The following is a 26,449-nucleotide window of genomic DNA, read 5'->3' as shown; positions in this document are numbered from 1 at the left end:
CCGACCATGACCTTTTTCATCTTCCTGCTTGCCTGCGTCGCCGCTGCCAGTACCGGCCTGCTCTTCAAGCCCGGCGCCTGGTATGAATCCCTCGTCAAACCCAGCTTCACGCCACCCAATTGGCTGTTCCCGGTGGCGTGGACCATCATCTATCTCTTGCTGGCCTGGGCCGGTTATCGCCTCAGCCTCATCCCCGGCAGCCAAGTGGTGCTGGCCTTGTGGGCGGCACAGATTGCGTTGAATACGTTGTGGACGCCGGTGTTCTTCGGCGCCCATCGCATTCTCGCCGGGATGGTGATTATCGCGGTGCTGTGGGTGACCGTGGCGGCGATGGTGGTGTTGGCCGTGCGCCTGGACCTGATCACCGGTTTGATGCTGTTCCCTTATCTGGCCTGGCTGTGTGTGGCGGCGGCGCTGAACTTCTCGATCCTGCGGAATAACCGTTGATGGCCTATAAACTGTGGCCCGCCAGTGAGCCTGAACTGGCCGAGATGCGCCGTTTCAACCAGAAACTCGCCTGGATGCCACGCTTTAAAATCCGCAACCGGATCACACCACGTTTGATTCAAGCGTTGTTGCGGGCGGGACAAAAGATCAAAAAGGCGCCACCGGCGCAATGTACAACTGTCGACTCAGTGCCCGTGCGTATCCTGCGTCCGAGTGTTCAGCCCAAGGGCGTGGTGCTGGATATCCACGGCGGCGGCTGGGTGATCGGCAATGCGCAGATGGATGACGACCTCAACCTGGGCATGGTCAACGCCTGCGACGTGGCGGTGGTGTCGGTGGATTATCGGCTGGCGATCGACACGCCCGTCGAAGGGTTGATGGATGACTGCCTGGCGGCCGCCCGTTGGCTGCTTACCACCGATGAGTTTGCCGGCCTGCCGGTGATTGTCGTCGGCGAATCGGCTGGCGGTCATTTGGCCGCGGCGACCTTGCTCGCATTGAAGCATTGGCCGCAGTTGCTCCAGCGGGTGAGCGGGGCGGTGTTGTATTACGGCGTTTATGACTTGGCCGGCACACCGAGCGTGCGCGCGGCAGGAGCGGACACCTTGTTACTCGATGGGCCGGGCATAGTCGAGGCGCTGCGCATGTTGACCCCGGGCTTGAGCGATGAGCAGCGTCGGCAGCCGCCGTTGTCACCCCTCTATGGCGACTTCGACGGCTTGCCGCCGGCGTTGATGTTCGTGGGGGAACTGGACCCGTTGAAAGATGACACGCTGTTGATCGCTGAGCGCTGGCCGGGGGCTGAGGCGCATCTGTTGCCGGAGGCGGCCCATGGGGTTATTCATTTTCCCGTGGGCATGGCGCGGGGCGTGCTCGGTTACGCTCGGCAATGGATAGTGAACCGGATAGGTAACGCCTGATCATTCGGCAGCGCCACCGCTGCCGATGATGTTTTGTCAGTCAATGTGGGCGTAGCCGCAGTATCTGTGCCCCATCAAACGGGTCTGTCAGGTAATGCGCCTGCACGCCGAAGGTGTCTTGCAAGCGTTGTGGCGTCAGCACGTCCAGCGGCTTGCCCAGCGCTACCAGGCGCCCGCGGTCCAGCACGGCCAGGCGATCACAGGTCAGCGCCTGGTTCAGGTCATGGAGGGCAATCAGCGTGGTCACCGGCAGCGCTTGCACACCTTTCAAAATGCTCAGTTGATGCTGGATGTCCAGGTGGTTGGTGGGTTCATCCAGCAACAGAATCTGCGGGCGCTGTGCCAGGGCGCGAGCGATGTGCACGCGTTGGCGTTCACCGCCCGAGAGACTGCGCCAGGCACGCTGGCCAAGATGAGTGGCGTCCACGTCGTGCAGCGCCTGGTTGACGATGGCGTGGTCTTCACCCGACCATGGGCTCAGTGCCGACAGCCACGGCGTGCGCCCGAGGGCCACGGCGTCGAACACGCGGATCGCGTCGTCGGTATCGGCCTGTTGCTCCACCACTGCCAGCTGTTGTGCGATGGCGCGGCGCGACAGTTCATTCAGGCGTTGACCGCCCAAGCGTACTTCGCCGCTGGCCGGTGTGCGCAAACCGGCAAGCAGTTTGAGCAAGGTGGATTTGCCGGAGCCGTTCGGCCCGACGATGCCCAGGGTTTCGCCCAACTGAACGTCAAGATGGATGCCGTGCAGTAACTCGACATCACGCACCTTGAAGCCCAGGTCTTTGCAGCTCAGCACACTCATCGCGCATTTCTCCGACCGATCAGGATCAGCGCAAACACCGGTGCGCCGACCAGTGCCGTGACCACGCCCACCGGGATCACCTGGCCTTTGATCAAGGTCCGTGACAGCACGTCGGCGGCGATCAGAAACAGCGCGCCACCCAACGCACTGGCCGGCAACAAGCGCGAGTGCCCGGTGCCGAGCAACAAGCGCACGGCGTGGGGAATCACCAGCCCGACAAAGCCGATGGAGCCGACAATCGACACCATCACTGCCGTGACCAGCGCCGCACAGCCCACCAGTACAAACTGCACGCGACGCACCGGGATGCCGAGGGACGCCGCCGAATCCGTGCCGAAGGTAAACGCATCCAGTGCGCGGCGATGCCACAGGCAAACCGCCAGGCCCAGGATTGCCACAGGCACTGCCAGCCATACCGAGGGCCAACGTACGCCACTGAGGTTACCCAGCAGCCAGAACAGGATGCCCCGGGCCTGTTCGGAGCTGGCCGACTTGGTGATCAGGAAGGCAGTGAGGGCATTGAACAGCTGCGAACCGGCAATGCCCGCGAGGATGATCTGCCCGGTACCGGTGGCCGAACCGCTGGCGCGCGCCAGCAGGATCACCAGGGCAAACGCGGCCATGGCGCCGACAAATGCACCCGCCGACAGTGAAATCAAGCCACCGCCCACGCCGATCAGGGCCACCAGAACTGCACCGGTCGAGGCGCCGGCGCTGATGCCCAGCAGGTACGGATCGGCCAACGGGTTACGCAGCAAGGACTGTAAAATCACGCCGCAAGTCGCCAGCCCCGCACCACAGGCGGCAGCGACCAGGGCGCGGGTCAAGCGGTAGTTCCACACCACGCCTTCATCGATCGGGTCCAGTACGTAGCCGGCCGCCCACAGTTTGTTGGCGAGCACCTGCAACACCACCTGCGGTTCGATGGCGGTTTCACCGATGGCCACGCCGGCGAGGATCGCGAGCAGGAGCAGGATGAGGGCGAGCAAGGTGCGGATCATTTCGGCAGGTCGTAGCCGTCGATGGCTCCGGCCAGTTGTTCCAGGCCATCGAACGTGCGCAGGCTGGCCTGCAGGGCCAGGGCATCAATAATGATGATGCGGTTGTTTTTCACCGCGTCCATGTTGCGGGTCACTGGGTCGCTGCGCAGGAAGGCGAGCTTCTTTTCATGATCGTCGGCCGGGTAGCGGCGGCGGTCCATGCGTGCGATCACCAGGAAGGTCGGGTTGGCCTTGGCGATGGTTTCCCAGCCGACCGCGGGCCACTCTTCATCGGACTGCACCACGTTGGAAAGGCCCAGGGTTTCCAGCATGAACTGCGGAACGCCCTTGTGACCGGCCACGTAGGGATCGCTGGCCATCTCGGCGCTGGAGAACCACACCAAGGCGCTGGCCTGTTTGAGGGCCTTGCTTTGTGCAGTGGCGACGGATTTGGCCAGGCGCGCCTTGAGCTCATCGTTCAGCTGTTGGCCACGCGCCTGTACGTCGAAGATTTCGGCGAGTTGGCTGATGCTCTTATAAATGGTCTCGATGCGGAACGGCTCCAGCCGTGTACCGTCGGCGCCCACCAGGTTGTCCTTGCCTTCGCAGTCGGAGGGCAGCAGGTAGGTGGGGATCTTCAGTTCATGGAATTGCTCGCGGGTGCCGACCACGCCTTGCGGGCCGACCACCCATTCCAGTTCGGCGGCCACCAGTTGCGGGCGTTTGGCGATCACGGCTTCGAAGCTCGGCTCGTTGTTGGCCAGGCGCTCAATGCGATCGTTCTGTGCCTTGTACTGCGCCAGTACGCTGTTGAACCACAGCGAGGTGCCCACCACTTTATCGCCCACGCCCAAGGCATACAGCATTTCGGTGGCGGCCTGGCCGATGGTCACGCTGCGCGCAGGCGCTTGCTGGAAGGTGAGGGTGCTGCCGCAGTTTTCCACCGTCAGCGGGTAGTGGGTGGGCGCGGCGTGGGCCAGGGCACAGAAGCCAATGCCGGTGAGCAGGGCGGTAACGCGTGGCAGCATGGGGCGATCTCCGAGTGAACCGTACGTGGAACTGGGGAGGCACGGTTCGGAAATACACCCTCGAGCGCCGTGGAAGCGCCAGGCAAGAATGTCCTTCCCGGACACCCCGCCGGTTAGTGATTGAGCTTGGGCCGGCAGGTCTCCTGACTGATGCGTCGTCGCCACGCCCCGGCCTTCCCGGACGAGGTCCAGTGGCATCAAGGGGCAGGCTCAGCACCTACAGTTGCGGGGGCAGTTCCGATTGACGCGGGTATACCGCGCTTCGGATTCCCTATTAGTCCCGTTTGGGAACCGGCGCGGTATGGTAGTTGATTAGAGCGAGGCGAAATAGCCCAAGGCGTGCCCGCTCAGAGACGAATGTCCTCAGGACCCTGGATCAGCGCTTCGATCCGCGTGCCGGTAGCGCGCTCTTCGTTGCTGAAACCGTCGTAGTCGGCCAGGTTGGCGAAGCGGATGCCGGTCAGGCGCTCTATCTGGGCCACGCTGCGCTGGTAGGTCCGAAGTTGGCCGAACACCAGGTCGAGCTGACCCAGTTCGCGGGTCTGGTCGATCATGTAGGCGCTGGCTGAGGGCTTGCCGTCGTCGCTGAGGTAGGCGACCACTTTCCAGAAGGCCTTGGGGATCTGAACACCCCGGTACATACGGTCGTCGTCGGCATACACCGGGCCGGTAAACACTGTGGCCCTGGCCTTCCAGCGTTGTGTGTTGTCCAGAATGTAGTCTTCGAGTTCCAGCCAGGTCTTCTGATTGAACCCGCTCATCTGCGGCGAGCAATTGGTGAAATGAAAGGTGTCGAGGTTGGCGGTTTGCGTCACGTCACCCCAATTGGGGTCTTGTCGACGGACCAGGTGGCCGCGATCGAGGCCATTATTGGCGTAGAGCGCTTCACCCACCTGCGCATCGATGGGCAGGCGGCCGTCGTAGGCCCAAGTATCGTTGCTGCGAACAATGTCTACGTGCTGGCCGCCGTCGATGTTGACCCCGACATAAAGCGCGAGCCGCTTTGAGCGTGACATCGTTATCGAGAAATGCGTGTAGTCCAGCCGCTGGTCGCCACTTTCCAGCGTCTGTACGTCACTGGCGAGGGCTTCCACCACCGTGGGCCAGGGCACGATGAAGCTGCCGAGAAAATCTTCAGCGTAGCCGTGCCGGTCCTTCAGATCGTTGGCGGAGGTCACGCGGGGCGTCGCCGCCCGCGCCTCCAGTAGCGTGGGGTTCGGTGCGATCAGCGGGCGCAGGTCGGCGAGCCGCGGGCGGTACGAAAGGTCGATCTTGGCTTTACGTGCGGGCATCGGTAAGTCCTCCATGGATAAACACGACTGCAACATAGGTTAATGACAATTGATGACACGCGTTAACCCCTGGGAGCTATCCTGAAACGGCTACCCGGACGTTCACCACACGCCAACAAGGAGCCAGTCAATGTGTGATCACTCTGTGCGTAACCCTATTTTTTGCTTGATTCCCCCCTATATGCTCGACCAGATCGCCCGCAACGGTGACAAGGCGCAGCGGGATGTCGCGCTGCGTACCCGCGCCAAAGACAGCACGTTCCGCTCGCTGCGCATGGTCGCGGTGCCCGCCAAAGGGCCGGCACGCCTGGCCTTGGCCATGGGGGCCGAGAAACAGCGTTCGATCTACAGCGCCGAGGGCACCGACAGCCTGCCAGGAAAGCTGATCCGTGGCGAAGGGCAGCCCGTGAGTGGTGATGCGGCGGTGGACGAAGCCTATGATGGCCTGGGTGCCACCTTCGATTTTTTCGACCAGGTCTTCGACCGCAACTCCATCGATGATGCCGGCATGGCGTTGGACGCTACCGTTCACTTTGGCCAGAACTACAACAATGCGTTCTGGAACTCGACCCAGATGGTGTTTGGCGATGGGGATGGCCAGTTGTTCAACCGGTTCACGGTGGCTCTTGACGTGATTGGCCATGAGTTGGCCCATGGCGTCACCGAGGACGAGGCCAAGTTGATGTACTTCAATCAATCCGGGACATTGAATGAGTCGTTGTCGGACGTGTTCGGCTCACTGATCAAGCAATATGCGTTGAAACAAAAGGCCGAAGATGCCGATTGGTTGATCGGCAAAGGGCTGTTCACTAAAAAGATCAAAGGCACTGCACTGCGCTCGATGAAAGCGCCCGGCACCGCCTTTGACGACAAATTGTTGGGTAAGGACCCTCAACCCGGACACATGGATGATTTTGTTCAGACCTACGAGGACAATGGTGGGGTGCATATCAATTCCGGCATTCCCAACCATGCGTTCTATCAGGTGGCGACCAGACTGGGCGGGTTCGCCTGGGAGCGCGCCGGGCGCATCTGGTACGACGCGCTACGTGATGCGCGGCTGCGGCCTAATTCGGGGTTCCTGCGCTTTGCGCGCATTACTTATGATGTCGCGGGCCGCCTCTACGGCGCGAACAAGGATGAGCAGAAGGCGGTCAAGGAGGGCTGGAAAGCAGTCGGTATTTCTGTCTGATGTGAGGAGCGGCCATGCAAATTTCGATCAAGGAAAACGGCGGGCCTGGTTTTTTCCCAGGCCTGGCCAAACCGTGCACGGTGGAACTGGACACGTTGCCTGAGCAGGACCAGCAGGAATTGCGGCAGTTGATCGAGGCTTCAGACTTCTTTCAGTTGCCGCAAAACACCGCACCTGCGCCCGGCAACCCGGGCCAGGTGCATTACACCCTGACTGTGACCGAGGGCCAGCGCGAACACACGGTCTGCGTGCTGGCGCCGGTGAAGTCCCAGGCGCTGGATGGGCTGGTGCAGTGCGTGCGTCGGCATGTGCGTGGCTGAGGCTATCGAGGTCTGCTGCGCAGCCCCACGGGAGCGAGCTCCCTCGCCACAGGTAAGGTGTCGTAAGGTGTCTGGCGGGGTTTACTTGCGATCCAGCCATACCGTCTGCGCGTTGCAGAATTCCCGTACGCCGAAGTGCGACAACTCGCGGCCGAAACCACTCTTTTTCACACCACCAAACGCCACTCGAGGGTCGGAGACGCTGAACGCGTTGACGAAGATGCCGCCGGTTTCCAGCTGATTGGCGATATCGCGTGCCTTTGCCGCATCGGTGGTGAAGATGCTCGCGGTCAGGCCGAATTCACTGTCGTTGGCCAGAGCCACCGCGTGGTCGGCATCGCGGGCGGTGATGATCGAGGCCACGGGGCCGAACAGTTCCTGTTTGAATGAGGTCATCTGGTCGGTGACGTTCGCCAATACGGTCGGCTCATAGTAGTTGCCTGCACCGGCGACTTTGTTGCCGCCCAACAGCAGGGTCGCGCCTTCTTCCAGGGTGGCCTGCACCTGGCCGTACAACTCGTCGCGCAGGTCAAAGCGTGCCATCGGGCCGACGTAGGTATGGGGCGAGGTCGGATCGCCCATCACCAGTTTGCGACTGGCTTCGACGAATTTGGTAGTAAAAGCTTCTACTACGCCTTCTTCGATGATCAGGCGCTTGGCGGCGGCGCAGACTTGGCCGCTGTTCTGGAAGCGGCCAATCACGGCGGCCTGCACGGCGGCGTCGAGGTCGGCGTCGTTGAGTACGATGAACGGGTCGGAGCCGCCCAGTTCCAGCACGCATTTTTTCAGTGCCGCACCTGCCTGGGAGCCGATGGCGATACCGGCCCGCACGCTGCCGGTGAGGGTCACGGCGGCGATGCGAGGATCGGCGATGGCCTTGGATACACCGGCGTTCGTCACGTTGACCACTTCAAAAATGCCTTCGGCGAAGCCGGCTTTCTGCAACGCTTGCTGGATCAGGTAGGCAATGCCCATGACGTTCGGCGCGTGTTTGAGCACATAGGTGTTGCCGGCCAGCAAGGTCGGTACGGCGCCACGCAGTACCTGCCACACCGGGAAGTTCCACGGCATCACGGCGAAGATCGGGCCCAGTGGGCGGTATTCGATCTGGGCGCTGCCGTTGTCCACGAGGGTCGGTTCCGGGGCGAGCATGGCGGGGCCGTGGGCCGCGTACCATTGGCTGAGCTGGGCGCATTTTTCGATTTCAGCACGGGCCTGGGCGATGGGTTTGCCCATTTCCAGGGTGATCATTTGCGCCATGGCTTCGGCTTGTTCGCGCAAGGCCGCCGCCAGTGCCAGCAGCAACTCGGCACGCTGGCTGACCGAGTGGCGGCGCCAGGTACGAAAGGCGTTGGTGGAGCGGTCGAGGGCGGCGTCCAGTTGCTGTTCGGTTTCGTAGGGATAGCTGCCGACCGTCTCGCCATTGGCCGGGTTGATCGAGAGGGCGTGGGTCGTGGCGTTCATGGCACCGTCCTGCTGAATGAGTGGGATGGGTTCAGCGTACGGGGCTGTACGTTTTCTGGAAACTGAATAATATTAAGCAATACGTTCACGTTTGGAGAATGATTTGGATCTTGTGCAGCTGGAAATCTTCAAGGCTGTTGCCGAGCAGGGCAGCATCAGCGCCGCCGCGCAGTTGATTCACCGCGTACCGTCGAACCTGACCACGCGCATCAAGCAACTGGAGCAGGACCTGGGCGTCGAGTTGTTTATCCGTGAGAAAAGCCGTTTGCGCCTGTCACCGGCCGGTTGGAATTTCCTCGGCTATGCGCGGCGCATTCTCGACTTGGTCCAGGAGGCCCGGGCGACCGTAGCGGGAGAGGAGCCCCAGGGCACGTTTGCCCTCGGATCGCTGGAAAGTACGGCGGCGGTGCGTATCCCGGCGTTGCTGGCGGCGTACAACCAGAAACACACCAAGGTCGAGCTGGACCTGAGCACCGGGCCGTCGGGCACGATGATCGAGGGAGTGTTGTCGGGCCGGCTGACCGCGGCATTTGTCGACGGGCCGGTATTGCACGCCACGCTGGAAGGCGTGCCGGTGTTCGAGGAGGAGATGGTGGTGATTGCGCCGCTGCATCACGCGCCGATCAACCGGGGGCGGGATGTGAACGGGGAGAGCATCTACACGTTTCGCTCGAACTGCTCCTACCGGCACCACTTCGAGCGCTGGTTCTCCCAGGATGGCGCGGTGCCGGGCAAGATCTTCGAGATCGAGTCTTACCACGGCATGCTCGCTTGCGTGAGCGCCGGGGCCGGCCTGGCATTGATGCCGCGCAGCATGCTGGAAAGCATGCCGGGGTCTGCGGCGGTGAGTGTGTGGCCATTGGCGGACAACTTCCGCATTTTGCACACGTGGTTGATCTGGCGCAGGGGCACGGTGTCGCAGAGTTTGAACAGCTTCGTAAGACTGCTGGAAGAGCGCGGGCTGGACATTTCATAGATCAATGTGGGAGCCACTGATGCCAGTCAGTTAAGCGATAGAGCGGACAACGAGTAACCCGTGGCGAAGGAGCTTACCTGTGGCGAGGGAGCTTGCTCCCGTTGGACTGCGCAGCAGGCCCAGTCTTTTCAAGCCCAAAGCTGGGGCCGCTTCGCGACCCAGCGGGAGCAAGCGCCCTCACCACAGTGACTATGCTCCTCCTTAACTGACTGGCATTTCTCCTGAGAGTGGCTTTCCAGACAGTTAAACGATAGAGCGGACAACGAGTAACCTGTGGCGAGGGAGCTTGCTCCCGTTGGACTGCGCAGCAGGCCCAGTCTTTTCAAGCCCAACGCTGGAGCCGCTTCGCGACCCAGCGGGAGCAAGCTCCCTCGCCACAGTGACTATGCTCCTCCTGACTGACTGGCATTTCTCCTGAGAGTGGCTTTCCAGAAAGTTAAGCGATAGAGCGGACAACGAGTAACTTGTGGCGAGGGAGCTTGCTCCCGTTGGACTGCGTAGCAGGCCCAATCTTTTCAAGCCCAAAGCTGGGGCCGCTTCGCGACCCCGCGGGAGCAAGCTCCCTCGCCACAGTGACTATGCTCCTCCTTACTGACTGGCATTTCTCCTGAGAGTGGCTTTCCCGACCGTTACTGACTCAACACAACATCACGCATCGCCGGGATGTAACCGTAGTCGTAAGCCTCCTGCACAAACGAGCGATCGCCCTTCAACACAATCCGCACCGTAGGCGCTTCGGTGCCACCGATGCGGTAGTCATCGCCGTGGGTGGGCACGCTGTCGATAAACGACGTCACCAGCCCGTTGGGCATTACGCAGTGGGAATACGTCTGGAATGGCTGCGAAGGCGGATTGCCGAGCACCAGGCCGGAAGCATTCATCGGTGTATAGGGGCCAAACAGGTGGTCGCTGACAAACCCATAGACGCCATCCGGGCCGGTCACGCCGTCCGCGTAGGTGAATTTGTGGCTGATGGTGAACAGGTAATACCGGTTGTCCTGGAACACATAGTGCGGACGCTCGGTCTGGTCGTTGACCCCCACGGCAGTGACCAGCGGCGGCAGGATTTCCCATTCGTCACCGTTGAGGTCCTTGGCGACGGCGATGCCGATGCAACCGACCTGGTAGCGGGCACCGCCCACGTCCTCGTGCCCCGGTGGCACCAGGCCCAGCTCGTGCGGCCCCACCTCGTGAGTACCGCGCTCGCCGGCAACGTTGCCTTCAAACACCATGTACAACTTGCCATCTTTGGGATCGATAAAGGGGCTCGGGTCGCGAAAGTTCCAAGTCGCGTTCTGCGCTTCGGTCTGGTAATAGGTGCCGTCGGCCTCGAACAACGCTTTGACCTGATCAAAGCCCTGCAGGGTGACGCCGGTGTCGGATGTGACGACCCGGCCCCTGACCTTGGCAATCGTGGCGCCTGGGGTGACGCAGGTGTAGTACAGGTCGATGTCACCGTTGTTGTTCAACAGGATCGGCGTGCCCGCCCATTCACGCGTGGTGGGCGAAACGCCTTCGGCCATGACGCGACCGCCGAAGATCCAGTCCTTACCGGTGCGCGAATACCAGTAGCAGATACGTGCATGGCCGTGGCGGTCTTCCCAGTCGCGCTTGATGTCGTAGCGGCCATCGGCGTTGATGAATTGCGGATCATGGGGACGACGGTCGGCGGTCAGGGTGAAGATCACGGACCAGCCGTTGACCGATACCACCGTGCCATCCAGCTCACGCAAGGGCATGGTGTCCCAGATAAAGACCGTGTCACTCATGACAGGAAAGTCGGGACTCACTAACGGCTGTGTAGTCGTCGGGTCATTCTCATTAACTTTCAGCGCATCGGCCCGTGTCCAGCGAGTGGGTGTGTGATTCGCATGTTTCATGATGATGTCCTTTTGCTAACGCTTAAGTGGCAAGCGAAGATTAAATAGCTCCTGACAGCCAGCAACTTAATGATGACTGAAAGAGCAGTAGATAGTTAACTCCGCAAATGCGATACAAGGTTTAACATGGAAACCTTTCTATCACAACATGAAGAATTATTTAGATTAGAAACGCCATCACTGTATTTATATCCTTGATATAAAAACAATGGCACCTTCAATACAGCCTGACCAACTAGAAAGCTAGCTAATCAACTACCAAAGACCAAGGCCACAGACTGCGCACCGGCATTCTTCTGCGTGAAGTCTTTGGCTTGTGCGGCCGTCTTCAAGGTATAGGCGTAGTTGGAAGTTGCTGTCCATTGTGCCTTGGGCGACTTCTGGTTGGTGATTGCAGGCACACTGCCTGTGTCCGTGAAAGTGCCGGTGCCTTTGTCATCCAACATGCCTTTATTTTGGCTGCCTTCGCCAAAGTAATTACTTTCGGAAAGGATGTTGGCGTTCTGCGCGAGGGTGAAACCGAGGTGAAAGTTATTGATGTAGTTGTTATACACATGAAAATAACCGTAGCGCATCAGGCCGGGCGCACGTACTTCCATATTCTCGAAGCGGTTATGGCACAGTGTCAGATGCGGATAACCGTTGAACTCCGCCTTGTTGTCATCCGCCGGATGGCCGAAGATCAGGCCGTACTTGTGGCTGCCAAAGAAGCAGTTGCTGATGGTGGCATAATCGGCCTTTTCACCGATATACAGCAGTTTGTCCTCACTGCCGTCAGTGGTGGACCAGCTGTGCCCGACGAAAGAGCAATGGTCGATCCAGTACTTGCTGCCGTAGTTCAGGTAGACCTGGATGTCATCATTGGCCTTAATACTCGCCGAATGCTTGAAGATAATATTCTGCAGAATGATGTTCTGCGACTGCGCGGTTGCACGCAGGTGAATATTCTCCAGAGTGCGGTTCTGGAACGAGCCGATCAGGGTTTTGTTGGCGCCCATGTTTACTTTGGTAAGGCTTGATGCCGAAATATTGCCGTTGATCACCAGTACCCGCGGGGTAGTGTCGCCAATATTGGCCTTGAGTTGATCCAGGGTAGTGATACTGACCACCGGGCCGGACCACCCGCCGGTCACTTTTGCCGCTTGGGCGAAACCGGTCAACCCGGTAAGTTTGCTTTCTGGGTACGACATGAGTTCCCTCTCTATCAATAAATACGGCCCGATAAGACGGGCCTGTGCATCAAGTTAATCCGTTAACTTGCACACAGTGTTTGGCATGGCTGAAGTTGCCGGTGTTGGTCGGTCAGCGCTTAAACACTGTGTTTATATACAGTATTCAGCATTCACCCAGCCGTCAACCCTTGCACGGTCAAAAAATGTGGGAGGGTGCAGGCGCCCTCCCTCACTTGCCTCGTGTTATCTGGACACCGGCATCGCGAACTCCGCACCCTGCTCGATGCTCTCCGACCAGCGCTGCATGATCGATTTCTGCTTGGTGTAGAAGCGCACGCCCTCGGTGCCATACGCATGCATGTCGCCGAACAGGCTCTTCTTCCAGCCACCAAACCCGTGCCACGCCATCGGCACCGGGATCGGCACGTTGATGCCGACCATGCCCACTTCAATCCGCCGGGCAAATTCACGGGCAATGTTGCCGTCGCGGGTAAAGCAGCTCACGCCGTTGCCGAATTCATGCGCGTTGACCAACTGGATAGCCTCGGCGAAGTCATTCACGCGCACGCAGGCCAGCACCGGGCCGAAGATTTCTTCGCGGTAGATGCTCATGTCTGTGGTCACGTGGTCGAACAGCGTGGCGCCGAGCCAGAAGCCGTTTTCCAGGCCGGCTTCGGACGGCACGTAGCCACGCCCGTCGAGCAGCAATTGCGCACCGGCTTGCACGCCTTGTTCGATATAGCCACTGATGCGTTCCAATGCGGCACGAGACACGATCGGGCCCATTTCGGCTTTCAGGTCCCGGCCATCGGTGATGCGCAGTTGCCTGGCCCGTTCGCTCAAGGCGGCGATGACCTTGTCGCCCACATCGCCCACCAGCACCGCCACCGAGATCGCCATGCAACGCTCGCCGGCACTGCCGTAGGCGGCGCCCATCAGCGCATCGACGGTTTTCTCGATATCCGCGTCGGGCATCACCACCATATGGTTTTTCGCGCCGCCCAGGCCTTGCACGCGCTTACCGTTACGCGCACCGGTTTCGTAAATGTATTGGGCAATCGGTGTGGAGCCGACGAAGCTCACGGCCTTGACGTCCGGGTGTTCGATCAATGCATCCACCGATTCCTTGTCACCCTGCACCACGTTGAACACCCCTTTGGGCAGGCCGGCTTCGCGCAGCAGCTCGGCCATGAACAGCGAGGCGCTCGGGTCGGTCGGGCTCGGCTTGAGGATGAAGGTGTTGCCCGCCGCGATGGCGATCGGGTACATCCACATGGGCACCATCACCGGGAAGTTGAACGGTGTGACACCAGCGACCACGCCCAGGGGCTGGCGCATCGTCCAGTTGTCCATCCCACGGGACACCTGGTCGGAATGCTCGCCCTTGAGCAGGTTGGGAATACCGCAGGCAAACTCGAGGATGTCGATGCCACGGTCGACTTCGCCCTGGGCATCGGTGAAGACCTTGCCATGCTCGGCGACAATGATGCGCGCCAGGTCGTCTTTGCGCTCACGCAGCAGGTGCAGGTACTCGAACAGCACGCGGGCACGGCGGATCGGTGGCGTATCGGCCCAACCGGCGAACGCCGCCTGGGCGGCCGCGACGGCTTCGGCCACGGTCTGGCGCCTGGCCAGGGCGACGCGGCCGGTCTTTTCGCCGGTGGCCGGGTTGTAGACGTCCTGATAGCGATCATCGCGGGACACGCGCTGGTCGTTGATGTAGTGCTCAATGGTGGTGGTCATGGCAGGGGGGTTCCCAGGTCGGTGGCAATGGAAACCACGATAGGCTTTCGCTTTGTTCCGAACCAGAGCAGAATCCAGAACTTATTGTCCATCCAAGCGAACAATAGAACCATGGAAAAAGCCGAGATCGAGGGGCTGTGGACGCATATCCACTGGCTTTCGGTGCTGGAGGAACAAGGCACCTACACCGCCGCCGCGACGCGCCTGGGCGTGAGTAAATCCGCGGTCAGCCAGCGCATCTCAGACCTGGAGAAAGCCACCGGCACCCGGCTGGTCACCCGCACCACACGCAGCGTACGGCTGACCGATGCGGGGCAGTCGTTGACCCGGGAAGTGCGCAGCGCCTATGCCCATATCGCCCGCAGTTTCTCCTCGGTGCGCGACTCGGCCGGGGAGATTCGCGGCCTGGTGCGCCTCACCGCGCCGGTGGCGTTTGCCCGGCAACAGTTGGTGCCGCATCTGTCGGCGTTTTTGCAGCTCTACCCGCAGGTGCGCATTCAGTTGGATGTGTCCGATGCGTTAAGTTCGCTGGCGGCCGAAGGCTACGACCTGGCCGTGCGCCATGGCTTCCAGGTGCCGGAAACCCATGTGGCCTGGAAGCTGTGCGACACCACGTCGGTGCTGGTGGCCACTCGCGACTATCTGCAACGCCACGGCGAGCCGCGCGAACCCGGCGACCTTACTGCGCACAACTGCCTGTTCTACCCGCGCGGGTCCGACCAACCGGCCTGGACCTTCGAACGCAACGCCGAACGCCTCACGGTGCCCATCGCCGGCAGCTTTGCCACCAACAACAGCGAAGCCTTGCGCGACTCGGCGCTCAACCATCTGGGCATCGCCCTGCTCCCGGACTTCAGCGCCCATGCCGCGTTGGCCAACGGCACGCTGGTACAGGTGCTCAAGGGCTGGACACTCAAAGGGGTATTTGCCGACGAGATCTACCTGATTCGCCCTTATTCGCCTCATGTACCCAAGTCGGTGAGTACATTGGTTGGCTATCTGAAGAGCAGGTTATCGGCCGGGTTCCGTTTCGTTGGGTAAACCACAGCCGCCGAAACAGCGCCCTCGCCGCTTCCCGCGTTAGCTCAATTCTCTTGAATACTTGCCTGATCCTCTGATTTTACCGACTGGCGGATAGTTTGCGCTTGCGCCGTAGTCTAGAGTTCGACAATGAGCGGCCAGCGCAAGACCTATTAAAACAAGGCCGCACCTACCGTTGATCAGCAGGTGAGTGAGCCATGGAATTACGTATCAACCAAAAGGCCTATCAAGTCGAGGCCGACGCCGACACGCCCTTATTGTGGGTTATCCGCGATGACCTGGGGATGACGGGCACCAAGTACGGTTGCGGCCTGGCTCAGTGCGGCGCCTGCTCCGTGCTGGTGGACGGTAATGTCGTGCGCTCATGCGTCACCCCGGTGGCCGCAGTGGTTGGCCGTGAGGTCACCACTATCGAGGCCGTCGAAGCCGATGACGTGGGCAAGCGCGTGGTTGCGGCCTGGGTCGAACACCAGGTGGCGCAATGCGGTTATTGCCAGTCCGGGCAGGTGATGGCCGCCACGGCGCTGCTCAAGCACACGCCCGCCCCTACGGAGGCGCAGATCGACGCGGCGATGATCAACCTGTGTCGCTGCGGCACCTACAACGCCATCCATGCCGCCATGCATGACCTGGCGAAGGAGGTCGTCTGATGAATACGTCCGACGAAAGCCTCGACCTGGCTCTGGGCGCCCCGGTCAACCTGTCCCGCCGGCGCTTCCTCACCAGTACCGCCGTGGGCGCGCTGGTGATTGGCTTTGGCCTGCCGCTGGGCGCGCCCAGGGTACTGGCCGCCACCGCCAACCCGGCAGAGCGCGGCACCCAGGTGCCGGCGTTCCTGGAAATCCGCCCGGACGGCAGCGTTCATCTGCGCAGCCCGTTTATGGAAGGCGGGCAAGGCACCCATACCGCCATGGCGCAGATTGTCGGTGAAGAGCTTGATGTCGACCCCGCTCATTTCGTGGTTGACGCCGCCCCGCCCGGCGAAGCCTATGTGGTGATGGAAAACGGTATGCGCATCACCGGCGGTAGCATGTCGGTACGCATGAGCTACCCGACCATGCGCCGCCTCGGCGCCCTGGCCCGCGCCATGTTGTTGCAGGCCGGTGCCGAGCAGCTCGGCGTGCCGGTGGCCCAACTGACCACCCAACCCGGCCGCGTGGTGCATACCGCCTCCGGCCGCTCGCTGGGTTATGGCGAGTTGGCCGCTCGCGCCCTGGACATGCCGGTGCCCGACCCGGCAACCATCACCCTGCGTGACCCGAGCCAGTTCCGCTGGATTGGCAAGCCGGTGAAACGCCTGGATGCCTACGATAAATCCACCGGCAAGGCGCTCTACAGTATCGACCTCAAAGTCGACAACATGCTCCACGCCGCGGTGCAGCACGCGCCGCGCCTGGGCATGACCGTGGGCAGCCTGCGCAACCAGGCGCAGGTCGAGGCCATGAAGGGTGTGCACTCGGTCCATCAACTGCCCGGCGCAGTCGCCGTGGTTGCCGAGCGTTGGTGGCATGCCAAGCGTGCCGTCGAGGCCATCCAGGTTGAATGGCTGGAAGCCCCGGCCGACTCGAAGCTGCGGGTGATGCCTGCGGACTTTTCCACCGACAAGCACCGCGACTTCCTCGCCGCCCAGCAGGGGCCGGTCCGTGACGACGAAAAGCAAGGCGATGTGGCCGGCGCGCTGGCGAATGCCAAAACCAAGGTCGAGGCCACCTACCACAACCAATACCTGAACCATGCCCAACTGGAGCCGCCGTCGGCCCTGGCACGCTTCAACCCCGATGGCACGCTGGAGGTATGGCTGCCCAACCAGGCGCCGGACATGTTCCGCGCCGACATCGCCAAGCGTACCGGACTCGACCCCGCAAAAATCACCCTGCACTCGCCGCTGCTGGGCGGTTTCTTCGGCCGGCACTTCCTGTATGACTCGGCCAACCCGTACCCGCAGGCCATTGCCTTGGCCCAGGCGGTCGGTCGCCCGGTCAAACTGATCTGGAGCCGTGAGGAAGAGTTCCTGCGCGATGTGCTGCGCCCGGTTGCTGTGGTCAAGTTCCGCGCGGCGCTGGACGACAAGGGCCTGCCGGTCGCCATCGAGGCGGTCAGCGCCACCGAAGGCCCGACCGAAGCCCTCGCCGGCAAACAGGGCGATAAAATCGACCCCACCGCCCTTGAAGGGTTGTCGGGCAAGGCCTATGCGATCCCGAATAAACGCATTGCACAAATCTACGTCAAAGGCGCGCCCATGCTCGGCTACTGGCGTTCGGTGGGCAATTCGCTCAACGACTTCTTCTACGAAGCGTTCCTTGACGAACTGGCCGACAAAGGCGGCCACGACCCATACGAGCTGCGCCTGCATCTGTTGCGCGACAACCCACGGCTGACCACCCTGCTGCAAGCGGCGGCGGAGCTGTCAGGCGGCTGGAAGCGCGGGCCCTATACCGCAGAAGACGGCAGCAAGCGTGCCCGCGGTATCGCCATGGCCTCCCCGTTCGGTTCCCACGCGGCGGTGGTCGCCGAGGTGTCGATTGAGCAAGGTCAGGTCAAGGTGCATCACATCTGGGAAGCGATCGACCCAGGCAGCATCGTCAACCCGGCGATTGTCCAGGCTCAGGTCAGTGGCGCCGTAGCGCTGGGCTTGTCGCAAACCTTGCTGGAGGAGTCGGTGTGGGTAGACGGTAAACCCCGGGCGCGCAATTACGACCTGTATCCGATCCTGCCGCCTTCGCGCATGGCGCAGGTGCATGTGAAGATTGTCGAGAGTGGCGAGAAAATGGGCGGTATCGGCGAGCCGCCGTTGCCTGCCGTGGCGCCGGCCGTGGCCAATGCGGTGGCGCAACTGACCGGCCAACGCATCCGCAGTCTGCCGTTGAGCCGATACACGTTCGCCTAACCGACAGGAACCACCCATGAACAACCCACGATTCGCAAGAACCGCAGGCTGGCTGGTGCTGGCCGGCCTGGTCGCAGCCGGCGCACTGGCCTGGTATGTCACGCGCCAGCCCGCCACGCCTTTCGAGCAGGCCCAAACCTTCGACCCCGCCCTGGTCAGTCGCGGCGAGTATGTCGCCCGCGTCAGCGACTGCGTGGCCTGCCACAGCCTGCCGGGCAAGGCGCCGTTCGCCGGGGGCCTGGAAATGGCCACGCCGCTGGGCGCGATCCATGCCACCAACATCACGCCTGACAAGAGTGCCGGCATCGGTGCCTACACCCTTGCCGACTTTGACCGCGCGGTACGCCACGGCGTGGCGCCCGGTGGGCGACGGCTCTACCCGGCCATGCCCTACCCGTCCTATGTGAAGCTCAGCGACGACGACATCCGTGCGCTGTACGCGTTTTTCATGAAAGGCGTGCAGCCCGCCAACCAACCCAACATCCCCAGTGATATTCCCTGGCCGCTGAATATGCGCTGGCCCATCGCCTTATGGAACGGCCTGTTTGCCCCCAGCACGCCCTATGCGGCCAAACAAGGCCAGGATGCGCAATGGAATCGCGGCGCCTATATAGTCCAGGGGCCCGGCCACTGCGGCAGTTGCCACACGCCACGTGGCCTGGCCTTCAACGAAAAAGCCCTGGACGAGTCGGGCACACCGTTCCTTGCCGGCGCCCTGCTCGACGGCTGGTATGCCCCCAGCCTGCGCCAGGACCCCAACACCGGGCTGGGCCGCTGGAGCGAGCCTGAGATCGTGCAGTTCCTCAAGACCGGCCGCAACCGGCATGCCGTGGTGTATGGCTCGATGACCGAGGCGTTCAACAACTCCACCCAGTTCATGAACGACGAGGACCTGGCCGCCATCGCCCATTACCTCAAGTCACTGCCCGGCGACCCGCAGCGCGATGGCACGCCTTGGCAATACCAGAACGCCTCCGTCGACACCCGCCCCGGCGCCCATACCTACGCCACCCGCTGCGCGTCCTGCCATGGCCCGGACGGCAAAGGCCAGCCCGAGTGGATGCCGCCCCTGGCCGGTGCCACGTCGGCATTGGCCTCGGAAAGTGCCTCAGCGATCAACATCACCCTCAACGGCTCACAACGGGTGGTAGCTGCCGGCTTGCCGGACGCTTACCGCATGCCGGCATTTCGTGAGCAGTTGTCGGACGCGGAAATCGCCGAGGTGCTGACTTACGTGCGCAGTACCTGGGGCAATCATGGCGGTGCCGTCGATGCCGCAGCGGTGAGTAAGTTGCGCGGTCATACCGATCCTGCGAGCAGCAGCCCGATCATCCTGCACATGCGCTGACCGCAAACTTGCAGCGAGCGGGCTTGCCTCCAGCGCGGGCAAACCCGCTCACTACAACCCCACGGTGAAACAACACCCATTCGGCTCCCTGGCAGTCAGCTCGACCCGCCATTGCTGAACGCTGCAAATCCGCTGCACCAGCGACAGGCCCAGGCCCAACCCTTCGCCACGACTTTGCTCGCCGCGTACGAACGGCAGGAACATCGCTGCGCGCTTGTCATCGGGAATACCGATGCCACTGTCTTCCACACTGAAGCCATGCTCATTCAGGGTCAGGCGGATAAACCCGTGATCGGTGTAATGCCAGGCATTGCGCAGCAGGTTGCCCATGACCGACTGCAAGAACGTCAGGTTGTACAACTGCGGCGAGGCGTTATCGCTGTCATAGATGAACGTCAAACCTTTTTCGCGAATCATCCGCCCCCAGATCTCGACCAACCCGTCCGCCACGTCTTTCAAGGTGGCCTGCACGCCATTGTCCCGGGCACTCGAAGCGCGTGCCAGCATGAGAAAAGTGTCCACCAGTTGGCGCATTTCATCGCTGGCCCGGGCAATACGGCCGACCTGCGCCGCCGAGCGCTGATCCAGGGACGGGTCGCTGAGTAACAGTTCACAAGAGCTGGCCAATACCATCAACGGCGTGCGCAATTCGTGGCTGACGTCACTGGTGAAGAGTTTTTCCCGGCTCAACGCGTCGCGCAGCCGACCCAGGGTCTTATCGAAGGACAGGGCCAACTCCCCCACCTCATCCACGGCGTAATCCAAATGCAGTGGAGGCGCCATATCCAGCAACTGGTCTCGATGGCGCACTTGCCGCGCCAGGCGGATCACCGGCGCCATGACCCGGCGCGCCAACAAACGGCCCAGCAGTATCGCCAATAGAATGCTCAGCACAAACCCTACCGCCACAGCACCGAACAGTACGCGTTCACGTTGCTCGAAGCTTTCCTGGTTGCGCAGCAACACGTATTGGCGACCGTCCACCACCTGGGACACCGCGTAGTAAGACTGCCCTTGATACTCGATTTCCTGGAACCCCGGCGCCAGTGTGGCCAGCGCCGGATCGAGGGCCATATCGCCCGAACCGCCCTGGGCAAAAAACAACGTGTCTTTTTCCGGGCGGTGGCTCCAGGTACCCACATCATCCTGGCGCAACAGGCGGTTCAAACCGCCCCCCAGGTCGGCACTGGTGAGTTTGTGCTCGACCACATGCACAGTCGCCACAATGCCGGCCGCAAATACGCCCGCCACGAAGGCACTCATCAACGCAAACACCACCACAATCCGCTTCGTCAGGCTTTGCCTGAAATCCATACCCATACGAGTTTCCGCTGCCACGTTCACACTGCGCTACCGGAGGCGTCGGGCAATGCCTTGCGCCGCCGACGCTCGAACCAAAGATAGACCACCGGGGTGGTATAGAGTGTAAGAACCTGCGAAACCGCCAGCCCGCCGACAATCGCGATGCCCAGCGGCTGGCGCAATTCAGCGCCGGCCCCATGCCCGAACGCCAGCGGCACCGCCCCCAGCAGTGCGGCCAACGAGGTCATCAGGATCGGCCGCAGGCGCAGCAGACAGCCTTCGCGCACCGCCTCGCGGGGCGACAGGCCCTGTTGCTGGGCCTGCAAGGTGAAGTCGACGATCATGATCGCGTTTTTCTTGACGATACCGATCAGCAGGATGATGCCGATCATACCCAGCACCGACAGATCCTGGCCACACAGCATCAACGCCAGCAACGCGCCGAACCCGGCAGACGGCAAGGTCGAAATAATCGTCAGCGGGTGAATCGCATTCTCGTAGAGCACACCTAGCACGATATACACCGTGAGTATTGCCGCCAGGATCAGCCACGGCTGCGACTTCAGCGAATCCTGGAAGGCCTGGGCGGTGCCCTGGAAACTGCCCACCACCGTGTCCGGCATCGCCACCGCCAGGCTCGCCTGGTTGATCGCATCCACGGCGTTGCTCAGCGCTTGGCCAGGCGCCAGGTCGAACGACAAGGTGATCGCCGGGAACACGCCCTGGTGGTTGATGATGATCGGTACCTGCTCAGTCTGCACGCTCGCCAGCAGGTTGAGCGGCACCCGAGCGCCGGAACTGGCGCGCACGAACAGATGTTCCAGCGTGGCGGTGGAGGTTTGCCAGCTCGGGTCGAGTTCGAGGATCACATGGTTCTGGTCCAGCTGGGTGAACATCGTTGCGACCTGACGCTGGCCGAAGGCGTCGTACAGTACGTCGTCAATCGCCTGCACCGTCACGCCCAGACGCGCGGCAGTCGGGCGGTCGATCACCAGGGTCGATTGGGCGATGGCCTGCTGCTGGTCGGAGGTCACATGCTGCAGTTGCGGCAAGGACTTGAGCTTGGCCAGCAGCACGCCACTCCAGTGGTCCAGTTCGACACTGTCCGGGTCTTGCAGGGTGTATTGGTATTGGGTCTTGCTGGCACGGCCGCCGATCTGGATGTCCTGGTTGGCCTGCATGAACACCTTCACACCGTCCAGGCGATCCAGCGCCGGTTGCAGGCGGCGGATCACTTCACCGGCACTGGCGGTGCGCTCGCTGAAGGGCTTGAGGTTGATCATCACCTTACCCTGGCTGACGGTCGGGTTGGGGCCGATCCAGAAATACACGCGTGCCACCGCCGGGTCTTGGCCGATGACTTCGGCGACACGGTTGACCTGGGCACGCATAGCCACCGGCGAGATATTCGGCGCGGCTTCCGCCACGCCCTGGATCAGGCCGTTGTCCTGCTGCGGGAAGAAGCCCTTTGGGATGCCCACATACAGCGCCGCCGTCGCGGCAAAGGTGATGATCGCCACCGCCAGGGTGATGCGCTGGTTGTCCAGCACCCAGTCCAGGCTGCGCCGGTAGCCATTGTGCAAGCGCGTGAAGGCACGTTCGCAGGCCTGGGCGAAGCGCCCCTCTTCCTGCTCGGCGTGAGGTTTGAGCAGCCAGGCACAGAGCATCGGCGTAATGCTCAGCGAAACGATGCAAGACATGATGATCGCCACGCTGACCGTCACCGCAAACTCACGCATCAGGCGCCCGACAATCCCTGACATCAACAAAATCGGCAGGAACACTGCAATCAACGAAACCGTCATCGACACAATGGTGAACGCCACTTCGCGCAAGCCATCCACCGCCGACTGCAAGCGAGACTTGCCCATCTCCAGGTGACGCACGATGTTTTCCATCACCACAATGGCATCGTCCACCACGAAGCCCACGGCAATCGCCAGGCCCATGATCGACAGGTTATCGAGGCTGTAGCCCAGCAGGTACATCACGCCGAAAGTGGCCAGCAGCGACAGCGGGATGGTCAGGCTCGGGATCAACGTGGCCGTGGCCTTGCGCAAGAAGATAAAGATCACCACAACCACCAGCGCAATAGACAACAGCAAGGTGAATTGCATGTCATTGACCGAGGCTTCGATGGTTTGCGTACGGTCGCCGACCACTTGCACCTGCACATCGCGCGGCAACGAGGCGGTGAGTTCCGGCAACTTGGCCTTGAGCGTGGCGATGGTGGACAGCAGGTTGAAGCCCGGTTGCTTGTGAATATCAACGATCACCGTCGGCTCGCGCCCCAGTTGCGCGGCCTGCTGGGTGTCCTCGGCCCCGGCGATTACGCGGCCGAGGTCGCCGAGCTTGATCGGCATGCCATTTTTATAAGCGATGACCTGGTCACGGTAATGCTGCGGGTCGAGCAACTGGTCGGTGGCGCCGAGGGTGATGGAGCGACTGGGCCCGTCGAGGCTGCCCTTGGGCTGGTCGAGGGTGCTGACCCCGATCACGCTGCGCACGTCCTCCAGCGTCAGGTCACGGGCGGCCAGCGCATCCGGGTCGATCTGCACGCGCACGGCGGGTTTCTGTTCGCCGTGAAAATCCACCAGGCCCACGCCGGGCATTTGCGACAGGCGCTGGGCGATGTAGTTGTCGGCGTAGCGGTCCAGCTCCGGCAAGGTGCGAGTGGGTGACGTGACCGCCAGGGACAGCACGGTGCCTTCGGCCGGGTTGACCTTGTTGAAGGTCGGCGCGCTGGACATGGTCTTGGGCAGGTTCGGCGTCGCGGTATTGATCGCGGTCTGCACGTCCTGGGCCGCGCCGTCGATGTCACGGCTGAGGTCGAACTGCAGGACGATCTGAGTCTTGCCGGCAGCGCTCGACGAGGTCATCGAGGTGACTTGCGGCACGGCGGCAAACGCCCGCTCCAACGGAGTAGCCACCGATGAGGCCATGGTTTCGGCGCTGGCACCGGAAAGTTTGGCGGTGACCTGAATCGTCGGGAAATCCACGGTGGGCAACGGTGCCACCGGCAACTGGAAATAGGCAAACGCGCCCAGCAGCATCACGCCCACCGCCAACAGGCTGAGACCGACGCGGCGTTGAATCAAACCCGCAAGGCCCTTCATGGTTTAGTCTCCGCCAGCGCGGCGGTGTCGGTGTCGGCGGGCATTACCTTGACCCCCGGGGCGACACGGGATTGACCCTGGACCACCACGGTTTCGCCGGCGTTCAAGCCTTGACGAATCCACTGTTTGCCGTCGACCACAGTGCCGGCGTCGACCGGCCGAGGTTGCACACGTTGATCGTCGCCGACCACGTACACAAAGTTGCCTTGGCGGCCGAACTGCACGGCCTCGGCGGGCACCACGGTCACGTCCTGGCGGGTTTGCACCAGCAAGCGTGCGCTGACCAGTTCACCCGGCCACAGCTTGCCGGCAGCGTTGTCGAATTGCGCCTTGAGCTGCACCTGACCGCTGGCGGCCGCCACCTGGCTGTCGATAAAGCTCAAGCGGCCCTCGGCAATCGCCTGGCGGCCATCGCGGGTCATCGCCACCACCTTCAATGCGCCCTTGGCGTTTTCTTCAAGAATCTCGGCGAGGTCATCCTGGGACACGGCAAACGCCACCGAAATCGGGTTCATCTGGGTGATGGTCACCAACCCCGTGGCTTCGGCACCGTGGGCAATGGCGCCGACATCCAGCAGGCGCTGGCCGGTACGCCCGGTGAACGGCGCCTTGACCTGGGTGAACTCCAGTTGCAGGCGCGCGCTGTCCAGCGCGGCCTGATCGGCCTGCACCGTGGCCTGTTGCGCAGCGAGTTGGGCGCGGAAGGTGTCCACATCCTGGGTCGGCCCGGCCTTGGCGGCGGCCAATTTACTGGCCCGGTCGAGGTCGACCCGCAAGTTGGCCAGTTGCGCCTGATCCTTGGCCACCAGTGCCTGGGCCTGGGCGACTTGCGCCTGATACACCCGCGGGTCGATCACCGCGAGCAGGCTACCGGCGCTGACCATCTGGCCTTCGTTGAACAAAATCTTTTGCAACTCGCCGTCGACCCGCACCCGCACGTTGACACTGTTGAGCGCCTGCACATTGCCGATGGCGCTGACCCAGATCGGTAAGTCCTGACGGCTGACCGCGGACAGCCGCACCGGCACGGCACCCGCCTCTACCGGCTGCGGTGCGCCGTGGGCGCGACGGACCCATTGAACGCCGCCGGCCACGGCGGCCAGCGACAGCACGATCAAGGCGCCCAGAGCCAGGCGACGACGGGAATTCAAGACACTCATGGCTGAGCCACCTGTACGGGAGATAGGGAAGCAAGGCTGGCGGCGGAAAAATCCCCACCCAACGCGCGAAACAAGCCGACGGCGGCCTGCAAATGCTGCAGGCGCACCTGAAGCAGACTGTCTTCGGCCTGGTATTGAGTGCGTTCGACGATCAACAGCGTCTGGAAATCGGTGGAGCCCAAGCGGTAGCGCACCTGGGCCAGGCGCGCGGCTTCGCGGGCCGAATCGACGGCGGCCTGATTGAGCGTGTAGCTCTTGTCCAGCTCACGGGCGGCGCTCAGTTGGGTCTCGACGTCTTGCAGGGCCTCGATGATTGATTCGCGGTAGCTGGCAGTCAGCTCCTGCACATGGGCTTGATCGAAATGCAGTTGGCCCTTGAGTTGACCGCCCTGGAACAGCGGCTGGCTGAGGGTACCGACGGCGCTCCAGATTTGCCCGCCGGCAAGGGTGTCGATACCGCCCAGCAGGTCCAGGGACAGGTTGGGTAGAAATGCGGCACGAGCCACGCCCACGTCGAAGTTGGCCGACACCAGCCGCGCTTCGGCGGCCTGAATATCCGGGCGCTGGCGCAGCAGGCCAATCGGCAGGCCCGTGGCCGGCTGCGGTACTTGCAGGCCCTTGAGCCCTTCCCCTTGCAAATGGAAGCCCTCGGGCGGCGCACCCACCAGCACCGCCAACTGATACAACGCCTGGTCGCGCTGTTGGCGCAGCGGCGGCATGGCCGCTTCGAAGGTTTGCATGGCGTTGCGCTGCTGGGCCACTTCAAGGTTGGACACGGCGCCCTGGTGGGCTTGCACTTCCACCAGGTCGAGCACCTGGCGTGCGTCGTCGGCGATGGACTGGGCCAGGCGCAGGCGCTCTTGCAGGGACAACACCTGGAAATAACTGTCGGCGATGCTCGCGCTCAAGCTCATGCGCAAGGTGCCGGCATCAAACACCGTGGCCTTGGCCAGTGCGTCAGCCGAGTCTGCCGCTGCGCGCTGTTTGCCCCAGAAGTCCAACTCATAGGTGGCTTCGGCAAATACGCTGCGCTTTGGAGTGGTGCCGTAGTTGTTCTGGCGTTGGAAATTGCCGCCCAGGTTCAGCATCGGATATTGCGCCGCGCCCGTCACCTGAGACGAAGCGCGGGCTTCATCGATACGACTGACCGCCGCCTTGAGCGTGTAGTTGGCAGCCAGGCCACGGGCGATCAGTTGGTCCAGCTCGGCGCTGTGGAATTCCCGCCACCAGCGCCCACCCTGCGCCGCCTGCGCCGATTGCCCGGCGTCCCATTGCGAGGCCAGGGGTAAGGTCGGCGTTTGATAATCCGGCACCATCGAGCAACCGCTGAGCAGCAGGCCGACGAGCCATAAAGAGGTTCTTGCAACTGACATGGG

General features: G+C 62.2%; 21 protein-coding genes and 1 riboswitch. Of the genes, 9 read left to right on the top strand and 12 right to left on the bottom strand.

Translation table 11 applies throughout. The annotated features are described in order from the left end of the window. Positions 1-6 precede the first annotated feature (6 nt). The gene (locus M5B97_RS17075) at positions 7-447 is read left to right on the top strand and encodes a TspO/MBR family protein (RefSeq protein WP_134656777.1); all 441 of its coding nucleotides are present in this window, start codon (positions 7-9) and stop codon (positions 445-447) included. Next, a complete protein-coding gene (locus M5B97_RS17070) occupies positions 447-1,367 on the top strand; it encodes an alpha/beta hydrolase fold domain-containing protein (protein ID WP_248732094.1) in 921 nt (306 codons plus the stop codon). The genes M5B97_RS17075 and M5B97_RS17070 overlap by 1 nt, the downstream gene beginning before the upstream one ends. Before the next feature lie 40 nt (positions 1,368-1,407). Here M5B97_RS17070 and M5B97_RS17065 read toward each other — a convergent pair whose 3' ends face one another. From M5B97_RS17065 to M5B97_RS17050, 4 genes are all read right to left on the bottom strand, one after another. Then, positions 1,408-2,172, bottom strand: a complete 765-nt coding sequence (locus M5B97_RS17065) for an ABC transporter ATP-binding protein (protein WP_248732093.1) — start codon at positions 2,170-2,172, stop codon at positions 1,408-1,410. Further along, the gene (locus M5B97_RS17060; RefSeq protein ID WP_123717660.1) at positions 2,169-3,173 is read right to left on the bottom strand and encodes an iron ABC transporter permease; all 1,005 of its coding nucleotides are present in this window, start codon (positions 3,171-3,173) and stop codon (positions 2,169-2,171) included. The genes M5B97_RS17065 and M5B97_RS17060 overlap by 4 nt, the downstream gene beginning before the upstream one ends. Further along, complete coding sequence (locus M5B97_RS17055; RefSeq protein ID WP_248732092.1) at positions 3,170-4,180, bottom strand: ABC transporter substrate-binding protein; 1,011 nt, start codon at positions 4,178-4,180, stop codon at positions 3,170-3,172. The genes M5B97_RS17060 and M5B97_RS17055 overlap by 4 nt, the downstream gene beginning before the upstream one ends. A 115-nt stretch (positions 4,181-4,295) precedes the next feature. Further along, positions 4,296-4,491: riboswitch (cobalamin riboswitch) on the bottom strand. A gap of 36 nt (positions 4,492-4,527) precedes the next feature. After that, positions 4,528-5,472, bottom strand: coding sequence for a DNA/RNA non-specific endonuclease (locus M5B97_RS17050; protein ID WP_248732091.1), 945 nt, complete (start codon positions 5,470-5,472; stop codon positions 4,528-4,530). Between the two features lie 130 nt (positions 5,473-5,602). Here M5B97_RS17050 and M5B97_RS17045 point away from each other — a divergent pair, with 130 nt between their 5' ends. Both M5B97_RS17045 and M5B97_RS17040 read left to right on the top strand, forming a co-directional pair. After that, on the top strand, positions 5,603-6,664 hold the full coding sequence (locus tag M5B97_RS17045; protein ID WP_248732090.1) for a M4 family metallopeptidase: 1,062 nt from the start codon (positions 5,603-5,605) through the stop codon (positions 6,662-6,664). A 14-nt stretch (positions 6,665-6,678) separates the two neighbouring features. Then, on the top strand, positions 6,679-6,984 hold the full coding sequence (locus tag M5B97_RS17040; RefSeq protein WP_123717664.1) for a protealysin inhibitor emfourin: 306 nt from the start codon (positions 6,679-6,681) through the stop codon (positions 6,982-6,984). Between the two features lie 81 nt (positions 6,985-7,065). On the opposite strand, the gene M5B97_RS17035 is transcribed toward M5B97_RS17040, so the two are convergent. Further along, entirely contained in the window at positions 7,066-8,448 is a 1,383-nt protein-coding gene (locus tag M5B97_RS17035; RefSeq protein WP_248732089.1) for an aldehyde dehydrogenase family protein, read from the bottom strand. Positions 8,449-8,551: 103 nt separating this feature from the next. On the opposite strand from M5B97_RS17035, the gene M5B97_RS17030 reads away from it, so the two are divergent. Continuing rightward, the gene (locus M5B97_RS17030) at positions 8,552-9,424 is read left to right on the top strand and encodes a LysR family transcriptional regulator (RefSeq protein WP_248732088.1); all 873 of its coding nucleotides are present in this window, start codon (positions 8,552-8,554) and stop codon (positions 9,422-9,424) included. A gap of 629 nt (positions 9,425-10,053) precedes the next feature. Here M5B97_RS17030 and M5B97_RS17025 read toward each other — a convergent pair. The 3 genes from M5B97_RS17025 to M5B97_RS17015 all read right to left on the bottom strand — a co-directional run bounded on the left by M5B97_RS17025 (position 10,054) and on the right by M5B97_RS17015 (position 14,219). Continuing rightward, positions 10,054-11,304 carry a glycoside hydrolase family 68 protein gene (locus tag M5B97_RS17025; protein ID WP_248732087.1) on the bottom strand — a complete coding sequence of 417 codons (1,251 nt, stop codon included), beginning with the start codon at positions 11,302-11,304 and terminating at the stop codon, positions 10,054-10,056. A 251-nt stretch (positions 11,305-11,555) separates the two neighbouring features. Continuing rightward, positions 11,556-12,494, bottom strand: a complete 939-nt coding sequence (locus tag M5B97_RS17020) for a pectate lyase (RefSeq protein ID WP_248732086.1) — start codon at positions 12,492-12,494, stop codon at positions 11,556-11,558. A 225-nt stretch (positions 12,495-12,719) separates the two neighbouring features. Beyond that, a complete protein-coding gene (locus tag M5B97_RS17015; RefSeq protein ID WP_248732085.1) occupies positions 12,720-14,219 on the bottom strand; it encodes a CoA-acylating methylmalonate-semialdehyde dehydrogenase in 1,500 nt (499 codons plus the stop codon). Positions 14,220-14,330: 111 nt separating this feature from the next. Between M5B97_RS17015 and M5B97_RS17010 the strand changes: the two genes are divergently transcribed. The 4 genes from M5B97_RS17010 (at position 14,331) to M5B97_RS16995 (ending at position 19,495) form a co-directional block, all read left to right on the top strand. Next, the gene (locus M5B97_RS17010) at positions 14,331-15,260 is read left to right on the top strand and encodes a LysR family transcriptional regulator (RefSeq protein ID WP_134661217.1); all 930 of its coding nucleotides are present in this window, start codon (positions 14,331-14,333) and stop codon (positions 15,258-15,260) included. Between the two features lie 197 nt (positions 15,261-15,457). After that, on the top strand, positions 15,458-15,910 hold the full coding sequence (locus M5B97_RS17005) for a (2Fe-2S)-binding protein (RefSeq protein ID WP_123717973.1): 453 nt from the start codon (positions 15,458-15,460) through the stop codon (positions 15,908-15,910). Next, positions 15,910-18,147, top strand: a complete 2,238-nt coding sequence (locus M5B97_RS17000) for a molybdopterin cofactor-binding domain-containing protein (RefSeq protein ID WP_248732084.1) — start codon at positions 15,910-15,912, stop codon at positions 18,145-18,147. The genes M5B97_RS17005 and M5B97_RS17000 overlap by 1 nt, the downstream gene beginning before the upstream one ends. Positions 18,148-18,163: 16 nt before the next feature. Then, the gene (locus M5B97_RS16995; protein ID WP_248732083.1) at positions 18,164-19,495 is read left to right on the top strand and encodes a cytochrome c; all 1,332 of its coding nucleotides are present in this window, start codon (positions 18,164-18,166) and stop codon (positions 19,493-19,495) included. Between the two features lie 51 nt (positions 19,496-19,546). On the opposite strand, the gene M5B97_RS16990 is transcribed toward M5B97_RS16995, so the two are convergent. The 4 genes from M5B97_RS16990 to M5B97_RS16975 are packed head-to-tail and all read right to left on the bottom strand — an operon-like array spanning position 19,547 to position 26,446. Further along, positions 19,547-20,809: a HAMP domain-containing sensor histidine kinase gene (locus M5B97_RS16990; protein ID WP_123718731.1), complete on the bottom strand. Its 1,263-nt coding sequence runs from the start codon at positions 20,807-20,809 to the stop codon at positions 19,547-19,549. Positions 20,810-20,835: 26 nt separating this feature from the next. Next, on the bottom strand, positions 20,836-23,913 hold the full coding sequence (locus M5B97_RS16985) for an efflux RND transporter permease subunit (protein ID WP_248732082.1): 3,078 nt from the start codon (positions 23,911-23,913) through the stop codon (positions 20,836-20,838). Then, a complete protein-coding gene (locus M5B97_RS16980) occupies positions 23,910-25,073 on the bottom strand; it encodes an efflux RND transporter periplasmic adaptor subunit (RefSeq protein ID WP_248732081.1) in 1,164 nt (387 codons plus the stop codon). The genes M5B97_RS16985 and M5B97_RS16980 overlap by 4 nt, the downstream gene beginning before the upstream one ends. After that, entirely contained in the window at positions 25,070-26,446 is a 1,377-nt protein-coding gene (locus M5B97_RS16975; protein WP_248732080.1) for an efflux transporter outer membrane subunit, read from the bottom strand. Before M5B97_RS16975 ends, M5B97_RS16980 begins: the two co-directional genes overlap by 4 nt. Positions 26,447-26,449 lie beyond the last annotated feature (3 nt).

The sequence above is a fragment of the Pseudomonas sp. MWU13-2517 genome, assembly GCF_023242545.1.
Taxonomy (GTDB): domain Bacteria; phylum Pseudomonadota; class Gammaproteobacteria; order Pseudomonadales; family Pseudomonadaceae; genus Aquipseudomonas.
This window is presented reverse-complemented; position numbering and strand designations above follow the sequence as displayed.

Coding starts and splice junctions, on each gene's coding strand:
- M5B97_RS17075 (WP_134656777.1), top strand. CDS start 7: ATGACCTTTTTCATCTTCCTGCTTGCCTGCGTCGCCGCTGCCAGTACC.
- M5B97_RS17040 (WP_123717664.1), top strand. CDS start 6,679: ATGCAAATTTCGATCAAGGAAAACGGCGGGCCTGGTTTTTTCCCAGGC.
- M5B97_RS17060 (WP_123717660.1), bottom strand. CDS start 3,173: ATGATCCGCACCTTGCTCGCCCTCATCCTGCTCCTGCTCGCGATCCTC.
- M5B97_RS16995 (WP_248732083.1), top strand. CDS start 18,164: ATGAACAACCCACGATTCGCAAGAACCGCAGGCTGGCTGGTGCTGGCC.
- M5B97_RS17025 (WP_248732087.1), bottom strand. CDS start 11,304: ATGAAACATGCGAATCACACACCCACTCGCTGGACACGGGCCGATGCG.
- M5B97_RS17070 (WP_248732094.1), top strand. CDS start 447: ATGGCCTATAAACTGTGGCCCGCCAGTGAGCCTGAACTGGCCGAGATG.
- M5B97_RS16975 (WP_248732080.1), bottom strand. CDS start 26,446: ATGTCAGTTGCAAGAACCTCTTTATGGCTCGTCGGCCTGCTGCTCAGC.
- M5B97_RS17020 (WP_248732086.1), bottom strand. CDS start 12,494: ATGTCGTACCCAGAAAGCAAACTTACCGGGTTGACCGGTTTCGCCCAA.
- M5B97_RS17015 (WP_248732085.1), bottom strand. CDS start 14,219: ATGACCACCACCATTGAGCACTACATCAACGACCAGCGCGTGTCCCGC.
- M5B97_RS17010 (WP_134661217.1), top strand. CDS start 14,331: ATGGAAAAAGCCGAGATCGAGGGGCTGTGGACGCATATCCACTGGCTT.
- M5B97_RS17045 (WP_248732090.1), top strand. CDS start 5,603: ATGTGTGATCACTCTGTGCGTAACCCTATTTTTTGCTTGATTCCCCCC.
- M5B97_RS17050 (WP_248732091.1), bottom strand. CDS start 5,472: ATGCCCGCACGTAAAGCCAAGATCGACCTTTCGTACCGCCCGCGGCTC.
- M5B97_RS17035 (WP_248732089.1), bottom strand. CDS start 8,448: ATGAACGCCACGACCCACGCCCTCTCGATCAACCCGGCCAATGGCGAG.
- M5B97_RS17005 (WP_123717973.1), top strand. CDS start 15,458: ATGGAATTACGTATCAACCAAAAGGCCTATCAAGTCGAGGCCGACGCC.
- M5B97_RS16985 (WP_248732082.1), bottom strand. CDS start 23,913: ATGAAGGGCCTTGCGGGTTTGATTCAACGCCGCGTCGGTCTCAGCCTG.
- M5B97_RS16980 (WP_248732081.1), bottom strand. CDS start 25,073: ATGAGTGTCTTGAATTCCCGTCGTCGCCTGGCTCTGGGCGCCTTGATC.
- M5B97_RS16990 (WP_123718731.1), bottom strand. CDS start 20,809: ATGGATTTCAGGCAAAGCCTGACGAAGCGGATTGTGGTGGTGTTTGCG.
- M5B97_RS17055 (WP_248732092.1), bottom strand. CDS start 4,180: ATGCTGCCACGCGTTACCGCCCTGCTCACCGGCATTGGCTTCTGTGCC.
- M5B97_RS17000 (WP_248732084.1), top strand. CDS start 15,910: ATGAATACGTCCGACGAAAGCCTCGACCTGGCTCTGGGCGCCCCGGTC.
- M5B97_RS17065 (WP_248732093.1), bottom strand. CDS start 2,172: ATGAGTGTGCTGAGCTGCAAAGACCTGGGCTTCAAGGTGCGTGATGTC.